Consider the following 22,353-nt stretch of genomic DNA (forward strand, 5'->3'; position numbering starts at 1 on the left):
ATGATTATTTCAGTACAATGGTGGAGAGGGAAAATCGGCTTGACTAATGAATACGTTGTTTAATGAAACAAAAAAACAAGCCAAATCATTTTAAGATCCGGCTCGTTTTTTTATTAATTCAAAACCAACACAGTTATATGTTAGGGTAACTTTTTCAACACAGCACGTACCGGACTTCCATCTGCTTCAACTAAAGGAAGAGGGAGGGCTGCCAACTCATAATTACCCGGTTCAATAGCGTCTAATACGAGTCCTTCCAATATGTGAATTCCCTGACCGGCAAGTTCATGATGGGCAGACAGTTCTTTACTATCCAGTGGATCTACTGATGGTAAATCAAGACCAATAAGACGAACGCCGTGTTCTGAAAGATATGCCGCTAATTCTGGTTGGATATGAGGAATGATTTGTGGAAACACACTTCGATCCTTCCATGCATCCGTCCGAATTAACAGACGGGTGACGCCTTGTAGATCTATATTGGATAATTCATCGACTCCGATGCTTGTCATGTTTGGTAAATGGATAACTCGGGCATTTCCCATATATAATTCGAGATCCAAATCAATCACTCTTTTTCCATCATCATCGAAATGGAACGGTGCATCAATATGGGTACCTGTGTGGATACTCATATTGATTTGACCTACATTTACAGATCCACTTTCTTCTTTACTCCAATTGACTTTGTATGAGAAAGGTGTATCTCCAGGCCAAACTGCAACGTTTTCATCCAGACGTTGTGAAATATCAATCCATGTCCCCATGCACCTTACCTCCATCTTTTCTGGCTGTTACTTATATATCTTATAGCTTCGTTCTAAGACTCCAAAGTTCCGGGAAAAAGTGTTGATCCAGTGCTCTTTTTAAATACGTTACACCTGATGATCCCCCAGTACCTTGTTTATTACCAATAATCCTTTCCACTGTGGTCATATGATTAAAACGCCATAATTGCTGTTGATGGCCAATATCCACTAACTTCTCGCCCAACTCATATAAGTCCCAATATTGCTCAACATCGCGGTAAACTGTCAGCCACGCCTCTTCTACACTGGCATTTGGTTCATATCTTTGTGACCAATCCCTGCTGATGGCTTCTTGATCAATAGATAATCCGCGCGCCACAAGAGCATTGATCGCTGCGTCATAAATACTTGGCTCATGAAGGGCCTGCTGCATTTGCTCGTAAAGATCTGTTTGGTGCTGATAGACTGATAGTGTATGGACATTTTTGTTTCCTAATGCAAATTCAATCAAACGATTCTGATAGGATTGGAAACCGGAAGATTGTCCCAGTTTATCCCTGAACTCCATGTATTCAGCAGGTGTCAAAGTTGAAAGGACGTTCCATGACTGAATCAATTGCTGCTGGATCCTCGAAACGCGCGATAGCATTTTAAATGAAGGTTCCAACTTGTTTTGGCGTATAGACTCAGTTGCTGCCGTCAACTCATGTAAAATGAGCTTCATCCATAGCTCACTCGCTTGATGGATAATGATGAATAGCATTTCATCATGATGATCGGAACACCTATGTTGACTAGTTAAAATCTTATCAAGGTGGAGATAATCTCCGTAAGACATCGATTTTTGAAAATCGGTTTGAATCTCTTTCTCTAGACCGGTTATTGTTTGTTCATTGTTATCGATATTCTTCATTCCGCAATCCCCTCACTTTTCATTTGCCAAAACTATTTATTCCTTGATTCTATTCTATCTTCTTTTCCAGAGATTTCTCCATTACATTTTGGTTCATATTTCTTCTTTTTGAAACAAAATAAGCGACAGCTAAAAATAGTAACCAAGGTATCCCGAATTGAAGCATGATCTTGAAATCTGTAAACCATGTTGTAATCATCAAACTGAATAGAAGAACGGCTCCTAGTATCGTTAAATAGGGAAATCCGATCATCCTTACCGGTAACTTGCGTCCGCCGGTCTTCTCCCATTTTACCCTGAAAAACAAATGGGAAATGAAGATCATGAGCCATGTGAACATGGCACCGAACATGGAAATACCCATCATGAATGCATAGGAGGAGCCAGGAAGTAACGCATGAACCCCTGCAGCAATGAAAATCCCTGTTGTAGAGACAGCAAGTGCTTTTGCCGGAACGCCCCTTTTGTTTAACTTTCCTAAAAAGCTAGGTGCATGTTTTCCGCGAGCCAATGAAAACATCATCCGTGTTGAAGCATAGAGCTGCGCATTCATGGCAGATACTGCAGCCGTTAAAATAATAAAGTTCATGATCCCGGATGCACCAGGAATGTTCAAGATTTCCATTACTTTCACGAATGGACTTTCCTCGATTCCAGCCGTTTTCCACGGGACGATCATCAACATGATGCCGATCGTCAACACATAGAAGGTGGATAAACGGAACACGGTCGCTTTTAAAGCTTTCGGAACAGCCGTATCCGGATCTTTTGCTTCCCCTGATGTAACCGCTATCATTTCGGTTCCAAGAAAGCTGAATAAAGAAATAAATACGGCAACCCACATTCCCCATCCACCAAATGGGAAAAAACCGCCTTCATTTACAAAGTTCTCAGGTCCTATATGTGGCTGATCGGATGAACCGAATAGTACATAGGATCCAAGAAGGATAAAACCAATAATGGCACTTATTTTAATAAAGGAGAACCAATACTCAAATGTGGCGAAAGTATTCACGCTAGTAGCATTTACATAAATCAGGACAGCTGCAAACAGCAAAATCCATACGATTCCCGGTACGGTCGGAAACCAATACTTCATATATACACTGACTGCACTTACTTCAACCCCAACAGCCAAAACATTGGCAATCCAATAAGAATAGCGGACAAGATAGCCAGCCATCGGAGTCATGTACTTTTCAGCAATGGCCCCAAAAGATCCTGAAGTAGGATGGGCAACCGTCATTTCGGCTAAGCAGCCCATCAACAGTAAAACAATGAAAGCACCGAGTGCATAGCTGAGCAAAACACTTGGCCCTGCCGCTTGAATGGCAAGCCCGCTGCCAAGGAATAGCCCCGTCCCGATGGCACACCCCATCGCGATCATGGAAAGCTGATTTGTTTCCAGCTCACGTTTTAACCCTTTATCTGGCTCATCTTTCATGTTCAATTGAGTATTTTTGTTCTCCATAGTTCATCCCCTTTTTATTCATGAAAATTTTATACTGCCCTAATTAACTAACCATTTGAGGGATGAGCCCCATTTGGCGGAGTTCCATGTTATGCGACCACTTCACGCTCATTCTTGAATTTTTCATATTGTTTTTCTAACATGATTTTCTTGAGTATTTGTACAACTTCCCAAACTTCTGCGTAGGAAGTATATAGTGCAACCGGAGCGAGACGAATGATGTTAGGTGCTCGGAAATCTGGAATGACACCGTTCTCTTTCAATGCCTTACATATTCTTGCAGCTTCTTTATGCTCGAGGCTTACATGACCTCCGCGGCGTATGTCTTCTCTAGGAGTTCCAATGAAAAATCCCATGTCTTCCAATTCGAATTCGACTAAATCCATTAAATATTGATTGATTCTCAGGGATTTTTCGCGAATATTCTCAATTCCTGCTTCAATAAAAATGTCTAAAGACCCAATCAAAGGTGCACAACTTAACACATGCGGCGTGCCAATTTGATATGCGCCTGCTGATTCAGCTGGTGTTAAGGTATGTTCCATATCGAATTGTTTATCTTTTTTGGAACCGAACCATCCAGCCAATCCAGGCATTGTTCCAAAATGTTTTCGATTTACATATAAACCGCCAACACCGCCAGGGCCGCCATTTAAATGTTTATAATTGCACCAATACGCAAAATCCACATCCCATTCGCTGAATGAATGCGGGATCGCACCAATAGAATGACATCCGTCAAATCCGATTACTATCCCTCTTTTATGAGCTTCATCAGTTAATCGTTTCATATCCAATATTTGACCGCTGCGATACAGGACCGTTGGCAAGATGATCAAAGCGATGTCATCGGTCATTGCTTCGATAATGTCATCCTCTTCAAGAAATCTGCCATCCGAGCTTTTGACGCGGATAAGATCGGCTTCCGGATCGTATCCATGTGTACGGAGCTGACTTTGAAGAGCATAGATATCAGTCGGAAAGGTTAATTCATCTGCTAAAATTTTTGTGCGAGTTCCTTCAGGCTTATAAAAAGTGGCTACAAGCTGATGCAGATTTACAGTTGTGGAGCCGGTTACGATAACTTCCTCGGGAGAAGCTCCGACCAATGGGGCCATCTTCGCACCCAATTTCTCAGCCATGAAAAACCAGGGGTGATTCCCTTGTGTCCATCCATCAATCCCATGCTCTTTCCAATCTTCCAAAGATTCCAAAAGAGTGCGTTCAGCCCTTTTTGAAAGAAGCCCCAATGAGTTTCCATCCATATAGATGGAATTCGGTTTTAAATAAAACTCTTCTCGAAAACCTTTAAGCGCATCATTCTCATCCATTTGTTTAGCGTGATCCAATGTGTATTCAGAAACCATAATCATCCTCCTATATTAGTTTTCTAAATAATTCTAGGAGAATCGTACCAAAGAATATGACACGATGTCAATAAGTTGATTCAGAAAATTATAAATATTAAATTGATCTTTCCAACAAATGTTTTTTATTTTATGGAAATCCTTTATGCTAGAAGATAAGGGGAGGAATAGGCATGGAGAATGGCAAAGTAGGGGATAAACGGCATTTACGCTCAATCATGACACGTCAAAAGTTATTGGAAGCTGCAAAGGAAATATTTCTTGAAGAAGGTTATCAAGCTGCGCTTATTTCCCAAATGATCAAAAGGGCAAACATCGGATACGGAACGGCCTATGTGCATTTTAAAGGGAAAGAAGATCTGTTAATTGTATTAATGGAAAATGTAATGGAGCAATTTTATGAAATTGCCGAGACCTCTTTCTTTCCAAAATCTAAAGACGAAGCAAAACATATCATAAACAAACAAGCTAATGCCTTTTTGAAAATGGCAGAAGCTGAACGCAATATGATGCAAGTTTTCGAACAGGCAATTGGGATATCAACCGTTATTTCAGATAAATGGAAAGCGATCCGCATGAAGTTCATTCAGCGAATTTCAAAGGATGTTGCCTATGCACAGCAAAATGGGCTGGCAAGAGCTGAACTAAACCATGAGCTTGTGGCAAGAGGGTGGTTTTTCACAAATGAGATGTATCTGTGGGAAATTGTCAGAAACGAACATCAAAGTACTGTCGAAGAGATTGCTCAAACCATTACCTCAGTTTACGTCGAAGGTTTGTATTTGTGATTATATTTATGTATGATGCTATATTTGATAGTCCAACAATCTTCCGGTTTTATACAATCGGAAGATTTAATTTTTTTAGACTTTCTCACCATATCGAAAAAACTTCTTCCCGCCTCTTATAACCCGCCAAAACTAACGAGTAAAACCGCAGAATTCACGAGTAAAACGCCCAAACTCACGAGTAATCCCACTAAACTCAGGAGCAAAACTCCCTCATTAGCGTGGGACTTATAGCTTCTACGCCTTAAGTCTTACTAGAAAATATAGCTAAGGCTCATTATACGAACTTGTAAAAGTAGATAAGATATAAACAAGGAAAGGAGGACGAAAACAATGAAGAAATTTGGTTTATTTATTGTAGGACTGATCGCATTATTCCTGTTACTGGCGAATGTTGGTCCATTGATCAGCCTGGCGATTTGCTTGGCGATCCTATACTTTGGATTCAAACAGTTCATGAAGTCCGAATCGACAGGGGCCAAGATTGCGTGGGGATCAGTCTCCATTATCGTGCTGATCGTTTCTATTTCCCATATCCCGGCAATATTGGGATTGGTGGCAGCTTATGTTCTTTACCTGGTCTATAAAAAATGGAATGAAAATGATGAAAGTGCATCATCGAAAGAAAATGACCCATTCTCAAATTTTGAAAGAGAGTGGAAAGAGTTGAATAAGAACTAATAGAGGGGATGGAATTGGAATGGGTAATTTATTTTCAAGAATGAAACAAACGATTACAGCTGATTTTCACGACTTGTTGGATAAAAAGGAGCAAAAAAATCCCATTGGCATGCTAAATCAATATTTGCGTCAATGTGAGCAGGAGACCGAAAAGGTCGGCAAGCTGCTTGAGCGTCAATATCTTCTGAAAGAAGAGTTTACGCGTGAATTTAGTCAAGCGCAAAATCTAGCTGAAAAACGTAAACATCAGGCCGAGATTGCTAAGCAGTCTGGAGAAACCGATTTAATGGAATTTGCCTTAAAGGAGAGCTTGCACTATGAAGATCGTGCGTCAAGTTTGATGGAGGCGCATAAAAGTGCAGAGGTTCAGTTGGCTGAACTGGAGCAAAAATATGAAGAAATGAAGCATAAGCTCAAGGATATGCATCTAAAGCGAATGGAATTGATGGGCAGGGAGAATATTGCCCGGGCAAACTATAGGATCAATCGCGTTTTGGATAGCGGCCGCTCTGAAGCCAAGCCGGTGGCGATGTTTGAAGAAATGGAGCATTATATCGATCGCATCGAGCACCAGGTCCATACCGATTATAATCGCCATACGATCGATGCCAGAATTGTCCAGCTAGAAAAAGAATTGGAACAGAAAGAAGCGTAAACAGCATTGCTGTGATCCCCCACGCTCCAGGAAGCGAAGGGTGGGGGAAAACAGTCTGTCAGAACGTGATAATTTCATGGTATTCTTAAAAGGCACGGGTTCCTGTGCCTTTTAAGAATATCATGATCATATACAGGGGAGGCGAACCGATGTTGAACAAGATGAAGACGGACTATATGGGATGGATACTTCTCATCGGAGTCGTCCTGCTTTTTTTAGAGATTTCATTTACGGGTGGAGGTCTCCTTTTTTCCCTCGCTTTTTCAATAGGATGTATCTATTTAGGCAGGAAATTCACAAAACGGTCAATCGGGAAAGTCCTATTTTTTATAGGGGCGATTTCCCTTATCATCACGGTCTTGAATATGTTCGTCTTTAGATTTTTTCTTATGGCTGTTCTCGTTTATTTATTACTTTTATATTATCAGTCGAAAAAGAATCCTGATTGGATCAACCCCATTATAACCAATGAAGAGATTGACGAAGAACGGATCAATAAAGAGCGATTATTGAAAACCGATTACCTTTTTAAAAATAAGTTGTTCGGTCATCAACAAACGGCCGAGCATGTATATGAATGGAATTCCGTGAATGTTCAGGGCGGGGTCGGTGATACGGTTATCGATTTAAGCAAAACGATTTTACCGAAAGGTGACGCTGTCATTTCCATCAGGAATATCATTGGCAATATCACTGTGCTTGTACCGTACGGCATCGAAATCAGGGTCCATCATTCTGTCGTGGCAGGCAGAGCGCGAATTTTCGAAAATAAGCCTGAATCCAGGGTCTTTAATCAAATTTATTCCTACCAAACGGAAGGGTTCAATGAAACGGATCACAAGGTTCATATCATCACTTCAATCTTAGTTGGGGATTTAGAGGTGAAGCGGATATGAGTATACTGACACGGCAGATATTGACTGCCCTTGGTGTTGCTTTCGTTCTTTCCCTTGGCTTGCCGGCAGCGGTTTTCTTCATTTTTCCTTTATCCGACTGGAGCTTATTGTGGGAGAAAGTGGTCATGGGATTACCCTTCATCATATTCCTGCCAAGCCTGGTCATGACGGTAGGGCTGATTTATGGAGTCGTTTCGGGGATGTTTTGGAAGCGGCAGCTGGAAAGGGTGAATGAAGGGCTGTATTTACTCGAACAGGGCCGCTTACCTTCGCAACAGGAGACGTATCCGGTCCAAGAGATGGCAAAAATGATGGAAAGGATGCAACTGATCCATAAGCAAATCAATGAGCAGACAAAATTATCGCAAAAAATGGCGAATGAAAAGGCCGTTGATCAGGAGAAACAGATCCAGGAAATCGTATCGCAGGAACGAAACCGTTTGGCGCGGGAACTGCATGATTCGGTGAGCCAGCAATTGTTTGCCGCTTCGATGTTCATGTCGGCCATCACCGAATCTCAAACTGATATGGAAAAAACGGAAATGAAACAATTCAAGGTAGTGGAAGAAATGATCCATCAATCCCAGCTTGAGATGAGGGCGTTATTGCTTCACTTGAGACCTGTTGCATTAAAGGGAAAATCGTTACATGAAGGAATGAAGGAGCTCCTTTTGGAATTGGCCCAAAAAGTGACGATGGATATAAATTGGAAGATGGAGCCTGTCACTCTGGATAAGGGGATTGAGGACCATCTGTTTCGGATTTTACAAGAATCGATTTCCAATACACTAAGACATGCAAAAGCGAACTCGCTTGAAGTGCTATTGATCGTTCGTGATGGGCTGATCATTTTACGGATAACGGATGACGGCATCGGTTTTAACGTTGATGAGTCGAAAACGGGATCATATGGTCTGCAAAACATGCATGAACGGGCTGTTGAATTAGGCGGAACGATGCAACTTGTAAGCGTTCCGAATAAAGGAACGAAACTTGAAGTGAAAATCCCATTATTAAATGCTGGAGGTGATCATGATGATTAAAGTATTGTTTGTCGATGACCATGAAATGGTAAGGATCGGGGTATCGGCTTATTTATCGGCACAGTCGGATATCGAAGTGATCGGGGAAGCGGACAATGGCTTGAAGGCTGTCGAACTGGCAATGGAATTGCGTCCGGATATCATTTTGATGGATTTGGTCATGCCGGAAATGGACGGCATAGAAGCGACGAAACGAATTATCGAAAAATGGCCTGAAGCAAAGATCATCATCGTGACAAGCTTCCTGGATGATGAAAAAGTGTACCCGGCATTGGAAGCCGGAGCGACGAGCTATATGCTGAAAACATCAAAGGCCAGCGAGATTGCGAGAGCCGTCCGTTCCACTTTCCAGGGTCAAAGCGTACTTGAACCTGAAGTGACGGGAAAAATGATGGAAAAGCTGCGTCGTCCAAAGATTACCCAGCTTCATGATCAATTGACAAACCGTGAAATGGAAATTTTGCTGCTGATGACACAAGGGAAAACGAATCAGGAAATTGCGGATGAACTATACATAGCCCTGAAAACAGCCAAAGTACATGTCAGCAATATATTAAGTAAGCTTGCCGTGCAGGACCGCACGCAAGCGGTGATTTACGCATTTAAGCATTCGCTCGTTCAAGAAGAAGAGTAAAACGCGTCTATTTACTAATAGTTGAATATTTGTTATATTTAGGGAATTACGCCATCCTGTAAAGTTCTTTCAAGGTTGCTGCGGCAGCCTTTTTTTACGGATAAAGGGGAAAGCAGGTGAAATGATGTTACGAGTTATCTTAGAATTATTTCGTATTATCACTATTATTTTTGTTATTGGAATGATAATGGGGTTCATCATTAATTCAATCTATGCGATTTTTGGTATAACCATAGAGAATACCGCAGGCGGATGGGTTGTTGGTATGGCAATTTTTCCATTACTTTATGTCCTCTATAAAAACCGCCTTCAATTTTCAGGGTTCTATAAAAATGACGGACAAGTAAAACTCTCAAACAGGACAACGACAATCCTGCTTTGCTTCTCTGTGTTAATGTTAACGGTTGCCCCTTTATTTCGCTAATGGAATGCAAAAGAGCATGTTTTGATCAAAACATGCTCTTTTGCATACATTTTTTTGATTATACCGCTTCCTCGGCAGTATCGAGCCTCTTGCCATATATCCGATAAAGTACCAAAGCGAATACCATTCCTATAAAGGATATGGAGGAGATGAAAAGGTAAAGGGTCTTGCCCCCGAAAGCCCCATATATGGCACCGCCAATATAAGAAGCTATGATTCCCGAAACCCCGAAGAATAGCAGCGCCAGTACGGTCTGGCCTGTGGCACGCCACTCCACCGGAACGATCCGGTATAGATATTGGATGGCAGCCGAGTAGAAAATCGGGAAAGTCAATAGCTGCATGACCTGCAAATAAGCTAATAGCTGTGGATCGGTAATCCAGGCAGAGACGAAATAGCGAATAAAGAAAAAGGCTGCTGCAAACGAAATGATGATGATTTCCTTACCTTTGCGCAGCCACCAGAAGCTTAGGGCGAATACGACGATTTCACTTCCCGCCGCTAAAAACCAGGTCAAGCCTACAAGCTTGGCACTTCCTCCAAGTTCCCGGATATATACGCCGAGGAAAGTATCGTTCATCCGTGCTGGAACAGCACAGATAAAGACCAATAACAGGAAGAGAAGTGTCTCTTTATTGCTGAAAAAATGCTTAAGGCTGCTTAAGGTGACAGGTTTCCCTGAAACGGGTGCATCCGGCATCATCCAGCTGACAATGAAACTGATCAAACCTATGCCGGCAAAAAGGAAAGCAAGGCTGTTCGCTCCGAAGTATGACATCACATAGCCGGTGATCAGCGATATGACGGCATAACCTAATGCACCATATGTCCGGACGGAACCGTAACTGATCCCGGATTTCTCTGCAATCGTAAAGTTGAGGCTTTCCGTCAGGGGATCGATCGGCATCAGAAAGAAATATAGCAGCATGGCAAACAGGATAAGCTGAAGATAACTGCTTGAATCATAGAGGAAATAACCGATTACGCTCGAGAAAAAGATGAGTAACAACAGGACTTTTCGTATAGTCCTTGTTTTGTCGCTGATCATTCCCCATAAAGGCTGGGTGATGAGGGTGACAAAACCACCTGTACCGATGATGAATCCGATTTGGGCTGGACGCAAACCTTGATCAGCCAGATAGACTGGGAGAAAGGGAATGAAAATGGCAAGCAGTCCAAAATATAAAAAGTTAAAACTCTTTAATAATCGTAATGCTTTCATAAAAAGTATGATACCTCACGTGTTCTATAGATTGAATTGATTTCAACCTTGTTATTGTAACATTTATGACAGAATTTGAAAAAATAGTTTTAAATTTTATGGCTAAAAATAGACAAATAGAGTGGGTTTCAAATAGGGAAGATATTGTAAAAGAGAAGGACAACTTTATAATCATTTAGAAGATTTCATAATAACTTTTTAAGTTCATGACCCATCATTTTGAATAGCCCTCTTTTTAAACTGTATTAGTGAAAAAGCAGTTGCCCATAAGACATGCATCATCCTTTATTTCGAATAGTAATTTTAATGATTTTGTATAGCTAGCCCACCACAATTCACTAAGGTTTGTTTCTGGTAAATATTATTCTAAAAAAATTATTGACAAAAGTACTTCGAGTCCGTATAGTAATGGATATTATTAAAAATATTCAGAAATAACTTTTGAAACGCAATGATCAGGAGTAGTAAAAGCTATTATTCGGTAAAGAGAGCTGCGGGGTGGTGGAACGCAGTCCAATGATACTTTGAACTTGCCTGGGAGTGGTAAAGCAAAAGATTAGATTTGATCTATTCTCTTTGTATTTAACGATTAACCTTCGTTACAAGGTTTTAAAGCAGGGTTCTTTAAAGAGCCAATAAGAGTGGTACCGCGGTAAGCTTAAGGCATATCGTCTCTTTCTTCATTTGATTATGAAGGAAGAGACGATATGCCTTTTTTGAATTTTGGGAGGTAAGGATATGGAAACGGACAAACGAAATTTACAGAGGACAATGACTTCAAGGCATATAACGATGATGGCATTAGGTGGTGCCATCGGGGCAGGTTTATTTAAAGGAAGCAGTTCCGCCATTGATATGGCAGGCCCATCCGTCATTATTGCGTACTTGATAGGAGGCATCATCCTATTATTCATCATGCAAGGCTTAGCTGAAATGGCGGTCCGCAATAGCGGCGCAAGAACATTCAGGGATTTGGTTCAATCTATTTTAGGAAAGTATCCAGCCTATTTCCTTGATTGGATTTATTGGAAAATGTGGGTATTGAATATAGCTGCCGAATCAGTCGTTGCAGCGATTTTCCTTCAATATTGGCTGCCTGGATATCCAATTTGGATACTGGCATTAGCGGTTTCCGTGTTGGTTACAGCGATTAACTTGCTGTCGGTAAAAGTTTTTGCTGAAACGGAGTACTGGCTTGCATTAGTTAAAATAACCGTCATTATCGTGTTCATCATAGCTGGATTATTGTTACTGCTCGTAACGTATGGTGATCATACAGCCGTCGGTTTTTCTAACTTGACTGACCACGGTGGTTTCTTTCCGAATGGCTCAACAGGATTAATCACTGCGATGCTGGTGGTAATCTATTCATATGGTGGTACGGAAATTATCGGGGTCACATTAGCTGAAACGAAAAATCCCGAAAAAGTGGTTCCAAAAGCTGTTCGCAGCACATTGGTACGGATCATTTCCTTCTATATCATTCCATTTTTCATTATCGTTAGCTTAATTCCTTGGAACGAGGTGAACGGGGTGCCAGAAAGCCCGTTTGTAATGGTCTTTCAAATGATAGGGATTCCGGGTGCCGACCATATTATGAACGCAGTTGTTTTACTTGCGATCATCTCATCAATGAACTCTGGATTATATGGTTCATCCCGTGTTCTTTATACACAAGCCGTGGACGGTCGTGTTCCTAAAATATTTTCACGTTTATCCAAGAAGAAAGTTCCTGTTTTCGCAATCTTCATGTGTACTTCCGCTTTATATGGCGGTGTACTGATTTCATTATTTGCTGGAAGCAAGACCTTCGATTTCCTGATGGGGTCGCTGGGATATACCGTATTATTCATCTGGTTGATTATTGCCGTCGCTCATTTGAAGTCACGTAAACAAGAGTCTGGAAAAACAAGTGCCTATTCGGTCAAATGGTTCCCTTATACGACCTGGGCTGCAATTATCGCTTTAATAACGATCCTGATTGGAATCATTTTCACGACATCCATAATCGTTACGATCATTACACTTTGCATCTACATCTTCATTTCCTTAACGTTTGTATGGAAAAAACGCCATAACAAAATCTAGCACAAGCAAAAAGACCTCTTGTTCTCATGTAGAGTTTCAGTTTCAAGCCATGGTATTGTATACCATGGCTTTCCTTTTGTCATTAAATGAATGAGAAATCAGATCCTTTTGTCATGCAAAAGAATGGGAAATTTGATCCTTTTATTCTGCTATTGGAAAGAGTAAGAGATATCCATTTTAATAGTTCCTGGGAATCATTATATAATCATAAAAAGAGTTCATCCGATGAAAAATGTTGTATAATAATCATTGGGAAATACCCAATATATTGAAAGACGGAGCAATCTATGAAAAACAACTCGATTTTATCTTTTCACCCGTTATATTATTTATTCCTTTTGGTTCTTACTAGTTCCATTTACTCGATCATCAATCAATCTTCAGGTCACGCTGTCGATGTTACGACAATAATAGATAGAGAGATTCCCTTTATTAAAGAATTTGTCGTTCCTTATTTACTATGGTATCCATATATATATGGATTGATGATTTACTACTGCTTCGTTGATCGTAAGCACTATTTTGTTGCTATAGGAAGTTTGGTATCAGGGAAACTTCTCTGTTTTCTTGTGTATTGCCTTTGGCAAACGACAGTCCCGCGTCCAGATGTGGTGGGGAATGATATCTTTGCACATTTGATGAGATTCGTTTATAGTCATGATCAGCCTGTCAACTGTCTTCCGAGTATACATGTACTGACTACATTCATCCTGATGATCGTTGCCCATAAACGGAAAGAACAGCATAAATGGGAATATGCCAGTGTCACCACATTTGGAACGCTGATAATCCTTTCCACCCTATTTACGAAACAGCATGCCGTATTGGATGTACTTGCAGGAATACTTCTTGCTTGTGGGGTATTTGCTTCGATACAGTATATGTTCCAAGCGCTATCGGCCTATCAGGCCAACCATTATCCAGCGAGGCAAATTAAAAAGTGAATCACAGTTAAGCCATTGTAAGAATATTAGCTCCCATGAGCTGATAAGTTACAGTGGTTTTTTGTATATTAAAAATTTGGATATTTATGTTAAATTATATATAGGATTATTTTTTTAGTCGAATTGAAACAATGGCTGGAGGAAAAGAATGTCACATCATCTTAATCGAATTGCTGAAGACTTGGTTAAAACGAAGTTGGAAAATTATTGGTCGGGTTTTGAACTTGTTGCTTATGCATTATATGATAAGAGAAATGTTTATCTATTCAATCATCCCAAATTCAGTAACAATCCACATTGTGCATATCATACTTTAAAGTGGGATGTACAGTTTACTGGCGACACAATTATTTTGTATGAAGAATATCCCACTGCAATTGTTGATATGGATTCGTATGAGGATTATGAAGATTTGTATTCAATAGTGGTTCACGAATTATTTCACGGTTATCAGTATATTAAAGATGAAAAACGGTTTCCTGATGAAATGATGGGAATCACATATCCGTTGTCAAAAGAAAATGTGGAATTGCGAAATCAGGAAAGAACAATTCTTTATCATGCGTTGTTGGAGAATAACATAATTAAGAAGAAACAATGCCTTAATGCTTTCATTGCACTAAGGGAAAAAAGAGCAGCTAAGGTTGAAGAGTACCTAACATATGAAAAATTGATTGAAACCATTGAGGGACCTGCGTGGTATGTCGAATTAAGTGCTTACTCCGAAAAAGGCCCGCTTGATTACCATTCAGTTTTAAAAAAGTATGCACAACAACTAATAAACAAATATGAATCTACTTCTAGTATTAGAAGTAGTTGTTATAGTTCCGGTTTGTTTATGTGTTTGTTACTTGAGGAGCTTTCACCAGGCTGGATGGAAAGTTTTTTTGATAGAGAAGAAACATTATATGACCTATTAAAACAGCATGCCGGTGACTATATGGAAGATTCAATAGCTGATGTGGAGATAAGTTCTGAAACAGAGGAAGTCGTTAATTTTGCCATAAAAAAGAGAATAAAAGCATTTGAAGAGTTTAATGAACAAGCAGGAATTCATCTATATATTGAAGGGGAAATAACTGCTGAATCCTTTGACCCGATGAATATCATCCCATTAGAAGATAAACTTTTACATAAGAGCTTTATAAATGTAAGAATGAACAACCAAGATTTTCTTATTCAACAACCTGTTATTGCCCATGTTGGCAATGGAATTAAAAACATAAATAAATTACACCTGATATTAGGGAAAGCACCCATTGAAAACATTGATTCGCTTACAATTGATGATGTTGGAGAAATAAAGGGAAGATATAAGAAACAAGAAAATATCTGGCGTGTACTTATTTAAAATGAATTACATCGGTGCTTAAAATGAAGCATGGAGATCATATACCGTTTGGGGTGTGTCTGCTAACATAAATTTGATACCGACATCCCATAAAAAAAAGCATCAAACTTCCCATAACAGAAAGTTTGATGCTTTTGCTTTTACATTTCAGCTTCTATTTTCAAAGATGATTCTTCGCTGAATTGTTGCTTATCCAGGTCTCCCGTTATTTTACTTGTAAGAATACCTGAAGTCATGCTTCCGCTGACATTCACTGCCGTTCTTCCCATATCGATCAATGGCTCGACGGAAATCAAAAGTCCAGCCAAGGCAATTGGCAAGTTCATCGCAGATAATACTAGAATGGCAGCAAATGTTGCTCCGCCACCTACACCGGCAACCCCGAAAGAGCTGATGGCCACGATGGCAATCAACATCGCGATAAAGGATGGAGTGAGTGGGTTGATTCCCACTGTTGGTGCGATCATGACCGCTAACATAGCCGGATAGATGCCGGCACAGCCGTTTTGACCGATTGACAGACCGAAGGATCCAGCAAAGTTGGCAATACCTTCAGACACTCCTAGTTGTTTCTGTGTTTGGATGTTCAATGGCAGAGCACCTGCACTTGTTCTTGAAGTGAAGGCAAAAGATAATACTGGGAAAGCTTTTCTCATATATACAATTGGATTCAATCCTGCAAGCGTCAGCAATAACAAATGGATGAGGAACATGACAATCAGGGCGACATAAGAGGCTCCCACGAATTTCCCCAATTTCAGGATGGCGTCCAAATCACTCGTTGCTACCGTCTTCGTCATGATCGCCAAGATTCCGTATGGCGTTAAACGAAGAATTAACGTTACTACGCGCATGATGATGCTGTGTAATGTATCTACTATCTTCGCAAAAAATTCTGCATGTTCAGGCTGCTTCCTTTTGACCCCTAAATAGGCAATTCCAAGAAAAGCTGCAAAAATCACAACGGATATGGTCGAAGTCGGACGTGCCCCCGTTAAATCTTGGAATGGATTTGAAGGAATCAATTCAAGGATCTGCTGAGGCATCGTTTTATCCTGAATCGTACCGTATGTTTCCGATATTTGATCCCCACGGCTTAACTCTGCTTCTCCTTGCTCGATTTGAACGGCCTCCAAATTGAATACAGATGCGGATGTAATCCCAACAGCCGCTGCAATCGCAGTCGTTCCAAGCAGGATACCGATGATCAAGACACTGATCTTTCCGATATTGCTAGTTAGTTTCAACCTTGTAAATGCGGACAAAATCGAGATGAAGACAAGCGGCATAACAATCATTTGCAGGAACTTGACATAGCCAGAACCAACAATGTTAAACCAATCGACCGATTTAACGATCGCTTCTGACTGTGGTTCATAGAAATACTGCAAAAGTAGTCCGAATACAATCCCTAAACCTAGACCAGTAAAGACCCTTTTTGTAAAGGAGACATGTTTTTTATTCATGTAAAATAAAACGCCTAAAAGAATGAGCATTATGGCAAGATTTAAAAACACATAACCAATCATATATATTCCTCCTAATTCCGATTAAGCTAATAAGTTTAATAAATATCTGATGCCTATGATACATCATCCCTTGATTTTTTACCAGATAAAAATAATATATTTTTGACATCGGAAGATATTCATGTATGTATCCATATTCACGAACTGGATTAGAAGGATAATAAAAGGTATAAGATTCTTTCGACGCACAAGGATCAAGCCCTGTACAAATCTTCCATTATATATATAGTATCAGGAAGGATAAGTCTTTTGGTTTCTTGAATCAAATGATGAAGGATCAAATTTTAAAAGATATAACAATATTTGTTAGGGGTGAAGCAGCGATGGAAATATCCATTGAAATGCTTAATGATGAAGATGCAAAAGGGTTATTTGCATTCGAATGCGATAATAGAAGGTTTTTCGAGAAAACGGTCCCAGGCCGGGGAGACGATTATTATGGCTTTGAAAACTTTAAAGTCAGACATAAGGAATTATTGAATGAACAAGAAGTTGGACTCTCCTATTTTTACTTGATTAAGGATGGCTCAGGTACAATTGTTGGCAGGATTAACCTTGTGGATATAGATCCCATCGATGGTACGGCTGATGTCGGTTATAGAATTGGTGAAGCATTTACGCAAAAGGGGATAGCGAACGAAGCTTTAAAGCGATTGGTTAAACTAGCGCCGGGATTGAATGTGATTCAAATACATGCGAAAACGACAAGCGACAATATTGCCTCGCAAAAGGTTTTGGGGAAAAACGGTTTTGAACGGATTTCAACTAATGAGGAAAATAATGTGGATGCCGGTCAAAAGCTAACATTCTACCATTATAGTAGGAACCTATAAATCGTTCGTTTTGTTCTATTGAACGCATGTGTTCGTTAGAAGCCCCGATGCATATAAGCATATGACGGATAAACTTTCACTGGAAGAATGGGTACAATTACTTTCTGACGGATTGAACGATAATAAAGAGCTTACATTGAAGGCAAAGGGAATAGAAAAAGCTGATCGGCATATAACACCAATCAGCTTTTTCTAGATGCTTATCCTTCTCGAATGACAACTATAACACCAATAAAGATTAATAGAGTACCCATCCAAAAAGCCAAGCCAATTTGTTCTCCTAGCAATAGCCAGCCCAGAAAGGTACCGACTATAGGCTGGAAAAAGAAAAATAAACCGCCACTTGAAGCATTTAGCATCCGCAATCCGCGGTTCCATAGTAAAAAGGCACTTGCCGTCGATATGACTCCCAAGTATAAAAGCCCGCCCCAAATAGATGGGTGCACCATGGCTTGAAAGTCGAGTTTAGCTAATCTATTAATTGTAAAAGGCGTTAGTAAGACAATGGATACCAGAATGGCATAGGTGGTTACGACAATTTGTGAATATTGCCCAGGTACACGTTTAATAAGAACAGACATAAGCGACCATGTTAATGCAGCAATAAGCAGCGCTATCGCACCAAGTTGATTGGATGAATTGATATTCGCATTTCCGACAATAATACAGACACCAATTGAAGCTAGAATGATTGAGAGTGCTTTTCGTAATGTTATCTTTTCTTTTAAAATGATTCGTGCAAAAAGGACCATGAATGCAGGTGTCGTTGAAGTGATAATGGCACCCATTTGTGCAGTGGAGAGCATCGTACCAATCTCCTGGGTTACAATGGAAGTTGTATTACCAATGAGCCCGATCATGAAAATTAACAGCCAGTGTCGTTTTTCAATACGCCATGATTGTTTTGTTACAATCCCGATGATCAGCAATGGAACAATTGCAATGACATAGCGTAACCAAACCAATTCCAGTGGCGGCACTGTGTCCACCACAACCTTTACCACCACATACATCCCGCCCCAAATGCTGGCAGCGATTGATAAATATAATGAACCTATTAAGGTATTTTTCACTTTGCACCCTCCGTTTTCTTTAGACAATTATTGCTGTCCTTAACGGAGTTGTAGTTTTCTGCCGTTAAGGGAGAATAACTACTGGCACATCATTTTCAAATAGTGGTGAATGCATCATCGTTTTTCACCTCACCTGCGCAATTATTATAGTAAACTCATCATACAACAATTAGTTGTATATAGTATATAACTGTTCCGTTTAAAAGTTGAAGTTAATCAATCAGTACTGTAATCTCCCACTCCCTTCATGGTCATGGAAAATTCTTTAGTGTACATGTAGATGACACAGGCAATCGACTCATGGCACTTCAGTGGAATCCAAGGCCAATACGCTTACATTAAATAAATTCCTTTTTTGCATATAAGGGTTTACACGATCTTTTTTTGCACTACGGAGCATTTGGTAGTTCGATTTTAAGTTTTATAATATACAGATTCATAGAGAGCGGGGGGAAACTTATGGACTTTAGAAAGGCGTCTATTAACTGTGGGAAAATAAATGGTGTTGATGGAAGTTCTTATTCAATGGAAACTGAAACTTTAAAAAAAGATGACGACTTAACGATCTATACAGAGTTGGAACCATTTGTGAATCATTCTGTGTATGCCAACATCGTCGCCACTCTTTCTGCCGCTGGCTGTGTTTTTGCCGAAGATGAGGCCCGATTGTTGATATCCGCGGCACGGACGCCAGCCGAACTTACTGTCATGATGGAAAGACGCGCAGCCGGTTTGCCCCTGGAACATGCCATCGGCTGGGCGGAGTTCTGCGGTATCCGGATAGAGGTGGATCAGGGTGTCTTCGTGCCCCGCCGACGCACTGAGCTTTTAGTCCGCCAAGCAGCAACCCTTGCCATGCCTGGAGATGTCTTGGTTGACCTTTGCTGCGGCACGGGCGCTGTGGGTTATGCGGTCGCAAAAGTTTTGGAAGATTTCGAGTTGTATGCTGTCGACATCGACCCAGCTGCGGTGCGGTGTGCCCGCCGCAATATCACTTGCATCGGTGGTCATGTGTACGAGGGTGACCTTTATGAGCCTCTTCCAGCCACACTGCAGGGACAAGTCAACATCCTCGTCGCCAATGCTCCCTACGTTCCTACCGGGGTTATTGGGCTGTTGCCTCAAGAAGCCCGTATATATGAGGCGCGGGTGGCACTCGATGGAGGTACGGACGGGCTTGACATCCAGCGTCGTGTTGCGGCTGCGGCTGCACTATGGCTTGCACCGGGAGGGCACCTGCTCGTCGAAACCAGCGAGCGACAGGCGCTGAAGACCTTTGAGATTTTTGCTCAAAACGGCCTAATAACGCAGATGGAACATTACGAGGAACTTGACGCTACTGTTGTCATCGGAACCAGGGCGCAAGAATAAAAAAGTTTTCATATAACAGGTGCGATTCTTAATTTGGAAGGATTTCCTTTTCTTATGGAGCTAAAGGAACAGGATAAATTTCATTTTCCATTTGACTCTCACGTTGCGTAATACCTTACAGTTATTTATATCGAGAGGAGGGGATAGCAGTGGCGATGAGAGTGAAGGAACTTGCTGATTTAGTTGGCATCAGTGTGCGGACACTGCATTATTATGATGAAATCGGGTTATTATCGCCAGAGGAGACCAGCGATTCCGGTTATCGCCTGTATTCCAATGATAATCTTGAGATGTTGCAGCAAATCTTGTTTTTCAGGGAACTCGACATGCCTTTAAAGGAAATTAAACATATCATAAGCAGTTCTTCGTTCGATAAACAAGAGGCGTTATTGCAGCATCAAAGAATGTTACTGGAGAAACGCAGTCAACTTGATAAATTAATTAACACGGTCGATAAATCGCTCAAGCATATGAAAGGGGAAATTCAAATGACGAATAAAGAAAAATTTGAAGGGTTTGACTTCAGTCAGAATCCATATGAACAAGAAGCTCGCAAGCTTTGGGGGGATAAAGCGGTTGATGAGTCGAACGCTAAAGTGGCGGGCATGTCCAAAGAGGCACAAAAAGCTGTATCGGAAATCTATACAAAACTTGCTTCCATCCGAAATGCCTCACCTGAATCGGAGGAAGCCCAAGCAGCCATTAGAAAATGGTATGATTGTTTAAACCAAAACTTTGGCACATACTCACTGGATGCTTTCAAAGGGTTAGGCCAAATGTATGTTGATGATCAGCGCTTTACCAAAAATATCGACCAATATGGTGATGGATTAGCCAAATTCATGTGCGATGCCATGGGGCACTTTGCTGATGCTAACAAAAATTAATGTGAATGTTCTGGGCACCCTAAAAAAGCTATATTTGGAAGGTTGCTGCGGCAGCCTTTTTCTTTTGAGCCTTAAGGTTATGTAAAAATTCCCATTAGCTTGTTGCGGAGTACATTCAAATGAAGAATAATGGTGTTAATGCGTTATCCGTATAAAAGGGAATCATGCATTTGTGGAGGGTAAAATGGAACTTTGGAAATTGAGTGAAAAGGTATCGAAGGTAAGCGATGTGATTCCTTATTATTTTTTTAGTCTAGTCTCTTCCTGTCTATCGCTTTCAACGGTGATGGTTATTTTTACAGGCGGTCCCTCCTGGGGGCTGCCTGGCATTATCATATTTTCTTTTTATTTGGTTATCCCTTATTTATTATTTGCCGTTCCGGTACAGGTCCACTTCAATAAGCAGCCTAAAAAATTCAGTTTAATTTATTTCTGCCTTTATATTTTGTTCTCTTTGCTGACTGTATTCATTTTTAGTTGGGTGCTTAATTTTGACGTCAGTATGGATGTATTAACTACAAAGAATTACTATGTATTAAGCCTTTCTGCAGCTATTATTTTTTGGTTTTGGGACTCGGTCTTTTTACAAAAATGAAAAGCCATCTATATCAAAAAAGGGACCAAAGAATGAATTGGTCCCTCCTGAAATTTTAAGCGGAATGTTCTTATATCTTTAGCATGTTTACAATTTCTTTGGCTTTTTCCAATTGAACTCCTTCAATGAGACTGTTGTTTCTTCGAACAGCCGTACCGAAATGATAGTAACCGGTATTTAGTTCGGAGGAGACTGAAAGGATATTATCCTTATTCAAGCCGCTTCCCACCAATAGCGATATGTCCCCGCAGACGTTTTTCATTTGCAAAATGGTTTTCATTCGGCTGGGAAAATCCCCATGGCCGCCGGAGGTCAAGATCGTTGTTATTTCCGGATACTTTGCTAGCATTTGAGCTGAACGGACTGGGTCGGGCGTATCATCGATGGCGCGGTGGAATGTAACGTCCAAACCGTCACATGCCTTTAATAGCACTTCGAGGTATGATTGATTGATTTCATTTTTTTCATTTAATGCACCCAATACCACACCGTTTGCTCCAAGGGTACTTATCATCTCGATATCATTTTTCATAATATCCAGATCACTTTGAGAGTAACAGAATGATTGGCTATGAGGTCTTACCATCACGTTGACGGGAATGTTGACTGAACGCACGATAGCTTCTATCAGGGCGTGACTGGGAGTTAATCCTCCCTCGGTTAAAGAACTGACGAGCTCGATTCGGTCTGCACCCGATTTTTCGATTAAAATGGCATCTTCTATGGTCGTGGCAATGAATTCAATGTACATGGGCTTTTCCTTTCTTGGTTTACTAGTGTGATAAATAGTATGTCCTACACAGTTATTATAACCTGGCCACATTTCAAATGCCTGTTCC

Annotated in this window: 23 protein-coding genes and 1 other annotated feature; of the genes, 15 read left to right on the forward strand and 8 right to left on the reverse strand. The window is 40.6% G+C overall.

From position 1 onward, the window contains the following. Positions 1-140: 140 nt before the first annotated feature. The 4 genes from kynB to kynU form a co-directional block, all read right to left on the reverse strand. A complete protein-coding gene (gene kynB, locus ACQKMH_RS01530; RefSeq protein ID WP_427585764.1) occupies positions 141-767 on the reverse strand; it encodes an arylformamidase in 627 nt (208 codons plus the stop codon). A 40-nt stretch (positions 768-807) separates the two neighbouring features. Next, positions 808-1,662, reverse strand: coding sequence for a tryptophan 2,3-dioxygenase (kynA, locus tag ACQKMH_RS01535; protein ID WP_427585765.1), 855 nt, complete (start codon positions 1,660-1,662; stop codon positions 808-810). A 49-nt stretch (positions 1,663-1,711) separates the two neighbouring features. Then, positions 1,712-3,133 carry an amino acid permease gene (locus tag ACQKMH_RS01540; RefSeq protein ID WP_427585766.1) on the reverse strand — a complete coding sequence of 474 codons (1,422 nt, stop codon included), beginning with the start codon at positions 3,131-3,133 and terminating at the stop codon, positions 1,712-1,714. A gap of 89 nt (positions 3,134-3,222) precedes the next feature. Then, positions 3,223-4,500 carry a kynureninase gene (gene kynU / locus ACQKMH_RS01545; protein ID WP_427585767.1) on the reverse strand — a complete coding sequence of 426 codons (1,278 nt, stop codon included), beginning with the start codon at positions 4,498-4,500 and terminating at the stop codon, positions 3,223-3,225. A gap of 173 nt (positions 4,501-4,673) precedes the next feature. Here kynU and ACQKMH_RS01550 point away from each other — a divergent pair, with 173 nt between their 5' ends. The 7 genes from ACQKMH_RS01550 (at position 4,674) to ACQKMH_RS01580 (ending at position 9,621) form a co-directional block, all read left to right on the forward strand. Continuing rightward, positions 4,674-5,288: a TetR/AcrR family transcriptional regulator gene (locus ACQKMH_RS01550; protein ID WP_427585768.1), complete on the forward strand. Its 615-nt coding sequence runs from the start codon at positions 4,674-4,676 to the stop codon at positions 5,286-5,288. Between the two features lie 333 nt (positions 5,289-5,621). Further along, positions 5,622-5,969 (forward strand): hypothetical protein, encoded by a 348-nt coding sequence (locus ACQKMH_RS01555; protein WP_063232490.1) that lies wholly within the window; start codon positions 5,622-5,624, stop codon positions 5,967-5,969. Positions 5,970-5,988: 19 nt separating this feature from the next. Continuing rightward, positions 5,989-6,624: a PspA/IM30 family protein gene (locus ACQKMH_RS01560; protein WP_427585769.1), complete on the forward strand. Its 636-nt coding sequence runs from the start codon at positions 5,989-5,991 to the stop codon at positions 6,622-6,624. Between the two features lie 149 nt (positions 6,625-6,773). Further along, positions 6,774-7,520 (forward strand): cell wall-active antibiotics response protein LiaF, encoded by a 747-nt coding sequence (gene liaF, locus ACQKMH_RS01565; RefSeq protein ID WP_427585770.1) that lies wholly within the window; start codon positions 6,774-6,776, stop codon positions 7,518-7,520. Then, positions 7,517-8,563 carry a sensor histidine kinase gene (locus tag ACQKMH_RS01570; RefSeq protein WP_427585771.1) on the forward strand — a complete coding sequence of 349 codons (1,047 nt, stop codon included), beginning with the start codon at positions 7,517-7,519 and terminating at the stop codon, positions 8,561-8,563. The genes liaF and ACQKMH_RS01570 overlap by 4 nt, the downstream gene beginning before the upstream one ends. Beyond that, positions 8,556-9,197: a response regulator transcription factor gene (locus tag ACQKMH_RS01575; RefSeq protein WP_053536075.1), complete on the forward strand. Its 642-nt coding sequence runs from the start codon at positions 8,556-8,558 to the stop codon at positions 9,195-9,197. The genes ACQKMH_RS01570 and ACQKMH_RS01575 overlap by 8 nt, the downstream gene beginning before the upstream one ends. 121 nt (positions 9,198-9,318) lie before the next feature. Next, positions 9,319-9,621, forward strand: coding sequence for a hypothetical protein (locus ACQKMH_RS01580; RefSeq protein ID WP_427585772.1), 303 nt, complete (start codon positions 9,319-9,321; stop codon positions 9,619-9,621). A 58-nt stretch (positions 9,622-9,679) separates the two neighbouring features. Here ACQKMH_RS01580 and ACQKMH_RS01585 read toward each other — a convergent pair whose 3' ends face one another. Continuing rightward, a complete protein-coding gene (locus tag ACQKMH_RS01585; protein WP_427585773.1) occupies positions 9,680-10,843 on the reverse strand; it encodes an MFS transporter in 1,164 nt (387 codons plus the stop codon). Between the two features lie 442 nt (positions 10,844-11,285). Continuing rightward, positions 11,286-11,522: a binding site (T-box leader), on the forward strand. A gap of 59 nt (positions 11,523-11,581) precedes the next feature. Between ACQKMH_RS01585 and ACQKMH_RS01590 the strand changes: the two genes are divergently transcribed. The 3 genes from ACQKMH_RS01590 to ACQKMH_RS01600 all read left to right on the forward strand — a co-directional run bounded on the left by ACQKMH_RS01590 (position 11,582) and on the right by ACQKMH_RS01600 (position 15,226). Continuing rightward, positions 11,582-12,931: an amino acid permease gene (locus ACQKMH_RS01590; RefSeq protein ID WP_427585774.1), complete on the forward strand. Its 1,350-nt coding sequence runs from the start codon at positions 11,582-11,584 to the stop codon at positions 12,929-12,931. Positions 12,932-13,218: 287 nt separating this feature from the next. Further along, the gene (locus ACQKMH_RS01595; RefSeq protein WP_427585775.1) at positions 13,219-13,875 is read left to right on the forward strand and encodes a phosphatase PAP2 family protein; all 657 of its coding nucleotides are present in this window, start codon (positions 13,219-13,221) and stop codon (positions 13,873-13,875) included. A 196-nt stretch (positions 13,876-14,071) separates the two neighbouring features. Further along, positions 14,072-15,226, forward strand: a complete 1,155-nt coding sequence (locus ACQKMH_RS01600) for a hypothetical protein (RefSeq protein ID WP_427585776.1) — start codon at positions 14,072-14,074, stop codon at positions 15,224-15,226. Between the two features lie 140 nt (positions 15,227-15,366). On the opposite strand, the gene ACQKMH_RS01605 is transcribed toward ACQKMH_RS01600, so the two are convergent. Further along, entirely contained in the window at positions 15,367-16,755 is a 1,389-nt protein-coding gene (locus ACQKMH_RS01605; protein WP_427585777.1) for an L-cystine transporter, read from the reverse strand. A gap of 323 nt (positions 16,756-17,078) precedes the next feature. Between ACQKMH_RS01605 and ACQKMH_RS01610 the strand changes: the two genes are divergently transcribed. Both ACQKMH_RS01610 and ACQKMH_RS01615 read left to right on the forward strand, forming a co-directional pair. Further along, positions 17,079-17,588 (forward strand): GNAT family N-acetyltransferase, encoded by a 510-nt coding sequence (locus ACQKMH_RS01610; RefSeq protein WP_427585778.1) that lies wholly within the window; start codon positions 17,079-17,081, stop codon positions 17,586-17,588. A 61-nt stretch (positions 17,589-17,649) separates the two neighbouring features. Continuing rightward, the gene (locus tag ACQKMH_RS01615; protein WP_427585779.1) at positions 17,650-17,784 is read left to right on the forward strand and encodes a hypothetical protein; all 135 of its coding nucleotides are present in this window, start codon (positions 17,650-17,652) and stop codon (positions 17,782-17,784) included. A 4-nt stretch (positions 17,785-17,788) separates the two neighbouring features. On the opposite strand, the gene ACQKMH_RS01620 is transcribed toward ACQKMH_RS01615, so the two are convergent. Next, on the reverse strand, positions 17,789-18,661 hold the full coding sequence (locus ACQKMH_RS01620) for a DMT family transporter (protein ID WP_427585780.1): 873 nt from the start codon (positions 18,659-18,661) through the stop codon (positions 17,789-17,791). 459 nt (positions 18,662-19,120) lie between these two features. Here ACQKMH_RS01620 and ACQKMH_RS01625 point away from each other — a divergent pair, with 459 nt between their 5' ends. The 3 genes from ACQKMH_RS01625 (at position 19,121) to ACQKMH_RS01635 (ending at position 21,514) form a co-directional block, all read left to right on the forward strand. Beyond that, entirely contained in the window at positions 19,121-20,032 is a 912-nt protein-coding gene (locus ACQKMH_RS01625; protein WP_427585781.1) for a putative protein N(5)-glutamine methyltransferase, read from the forward strand. Positions 20,033-20,181: 149 nt separating this feature from the next. After that, positions 20,182-20,919 (forward strand): MerR family transcriptional regulator, encoded by a 738-nt coding sequence (locus ACQKMH_RS01630; protein ID WP_427585782.1) that lies wholly within the window; start codon positions 20,182-20,184, stop codon positions 20,917-20,919. Between the two features lie 184 nt (positions 20,920-21,103). After that, the gene (locus ACQKMH_RS01635) at positions 21,104-21,514 is read left to right on the forward strand and encodes a UPF0715 family protein (RefSeq protein ID WP_427585783.1); all 411 of its coding nucleotides are present in this window, start codon (positions 21,104-21,106) and stop codon (positions 21,512-21,514) included. Positions 21,515-21,584: 70 nt separating this feature from the next. On the opposite strand, the gene ACQKMH_RS01640 is transcribed toward ACQKMH_RS01635, so the two are convergent. Further along, entirely contained in the window at positions 21,585-22,265 is a 681-nt protein-coding gene (locus tag ACQKMH_RS01640) for a copper homeostasis protein CutC (protein ID WP_427585784.1), read from the reverse strand. Positions 22,266-22,353 lie beyond the last annotated feature (88 nt).

The organism is Peribacillus sp. NPDC097895 (genome assembly GCF_050277555.1).
Lineage (GTDB): Bacteria > Bacillota > Bacilli > Bacillales > DSM-1321 > Peribacillus.

Coding starts and splice junctions, on each gene's coding strand:
- ACQKMH_RS01550 (WP_427585768.1), top strand. CDS start 4,674: ATGGAGAATGGCAAAGTAGGGGATAAACGGCATTTACGCTCAATCATG.
- liaF (WP_427585770.1), top strand. CDS start 6,774: ATGTTGAACAAGATGAAGACGGACTATATGGGATGGATACTTCTCATC.
- ACQKMH_RS01610 (WP_427585778.1), top strand. CDS start 17,079: ATGGAAATATCCATTGAAATGCTTAATGATGAAGATGCAAAAGGGTTA.
- kynU (WP_427585767.1), bottom strand. CDS start 4,500: ATGGTTTCTGAATACACATTGGATCACGCTAAACAAATGGATGAGAAT.
- ACQKMH_RS01540 (WP_427585766.1), bottom strand. CDS start 3,133: ATGGAGAACAAAAATACTCAATTGAACATGAAAGATGAGCCAGATAAA.
- ACQKMH_RS01560 (WP_427585769.1), top strand. CDS start 5,989: ATGGGTAATTTATTTTCAAGAATGAAACAAACGATTACAGCTGATTTT.
- kynA (WP_427585765.1), bottom strand. CDS start 1,662: ATGAAGAATATCGATAACAATGAACAAACAATAACCGGTCTAGAGAAA.
- ACQKMH_RS01555 (WP_063232490.1), top strand. CDS start 5,622: ATGAAGAAATTTGGTTTATTTATTGTAGGACTGATCGCATTATTCCTG.
- kynB (WP_427585764.1), bottom strand. CDS start 767: ATGGGGACATGGATTGATATTTCACAACGTCTGGATGAAAACGTTGCA.
- ACQKMH_RS01570 (WP_427585771.1), top strand. CDS start 7,517: ATGAGTATACTGACACGGCAGATATTGACTGCCCTTGGTGTTGCTTTC.
- ACQKMH_RS01635 (WP_427585783.1), top strand. CDS start 21,104: ATGGAACTTTGGAAATTGAGTGAAAAGGTATCGAAGGTAAGCGATGTG.
- ACQKMH_RS01640 (WP_427585784.1), bottom strand. CDS start 22,265: ATGTACATTGAATTCATTGCCACGACCATAGAAGATGCCATTTTAATC.
- ACQKMH_RS01605 (WP_427585777.1), bottom strand. CDS start 16,755: ATGATTGGTTATGTGTTTTTAAATCTTGCCATAATGCTCATTCTTTTA.
- ACQKMH_RS01615 (WP_427585779.1), top strand. CDS start 17,650: ATGACGGATAAACTTTCACTGGAAGAATGGGTACAATTACTTTCTGAC.
- ACQKMH_RS01595 (WP_427585775.1), top strand. CDS start 13,219: ATGAAAAACAACTCGATTTTATCTTTTCACCCGTTATATTATTTATTC.
- ACQKMH_RS01585 (WP_427585773.1), bottom strand. CDS start 10,843: ATGAAAGCATTACGATTATTAAAGAGTTTTAACTTTTTATATTTTGGA.
- ACQKMH_RS01625 (WP_427585781.1), top strand. CDS start 19,121: ATGGACTTTAGAAAGGCGTCTATTAACTGTGGGAAAATAAATGGTGTT.
- ACQKMH_RS01590 (WP_427585774.1), top strand. CDS start 11,582: ATGGAAACGGACAAACGAAATTTACAGAGGACAATGACTTCAAGGCAT.
- ACQKMH_RS01575 (WP_053536075.1), top strand. CDS start 8,556: ATGATTAAAGTATTGTTTGTCGATGACCATGAAATGGTAAGGATCGGG.
- ACQKMH_RS01580 (WP_427585772.1), top strand. CDS start 9,319: ATGATGTTACGAGTTATCTTAGAATTATTTCGTATTATCACTATTATT.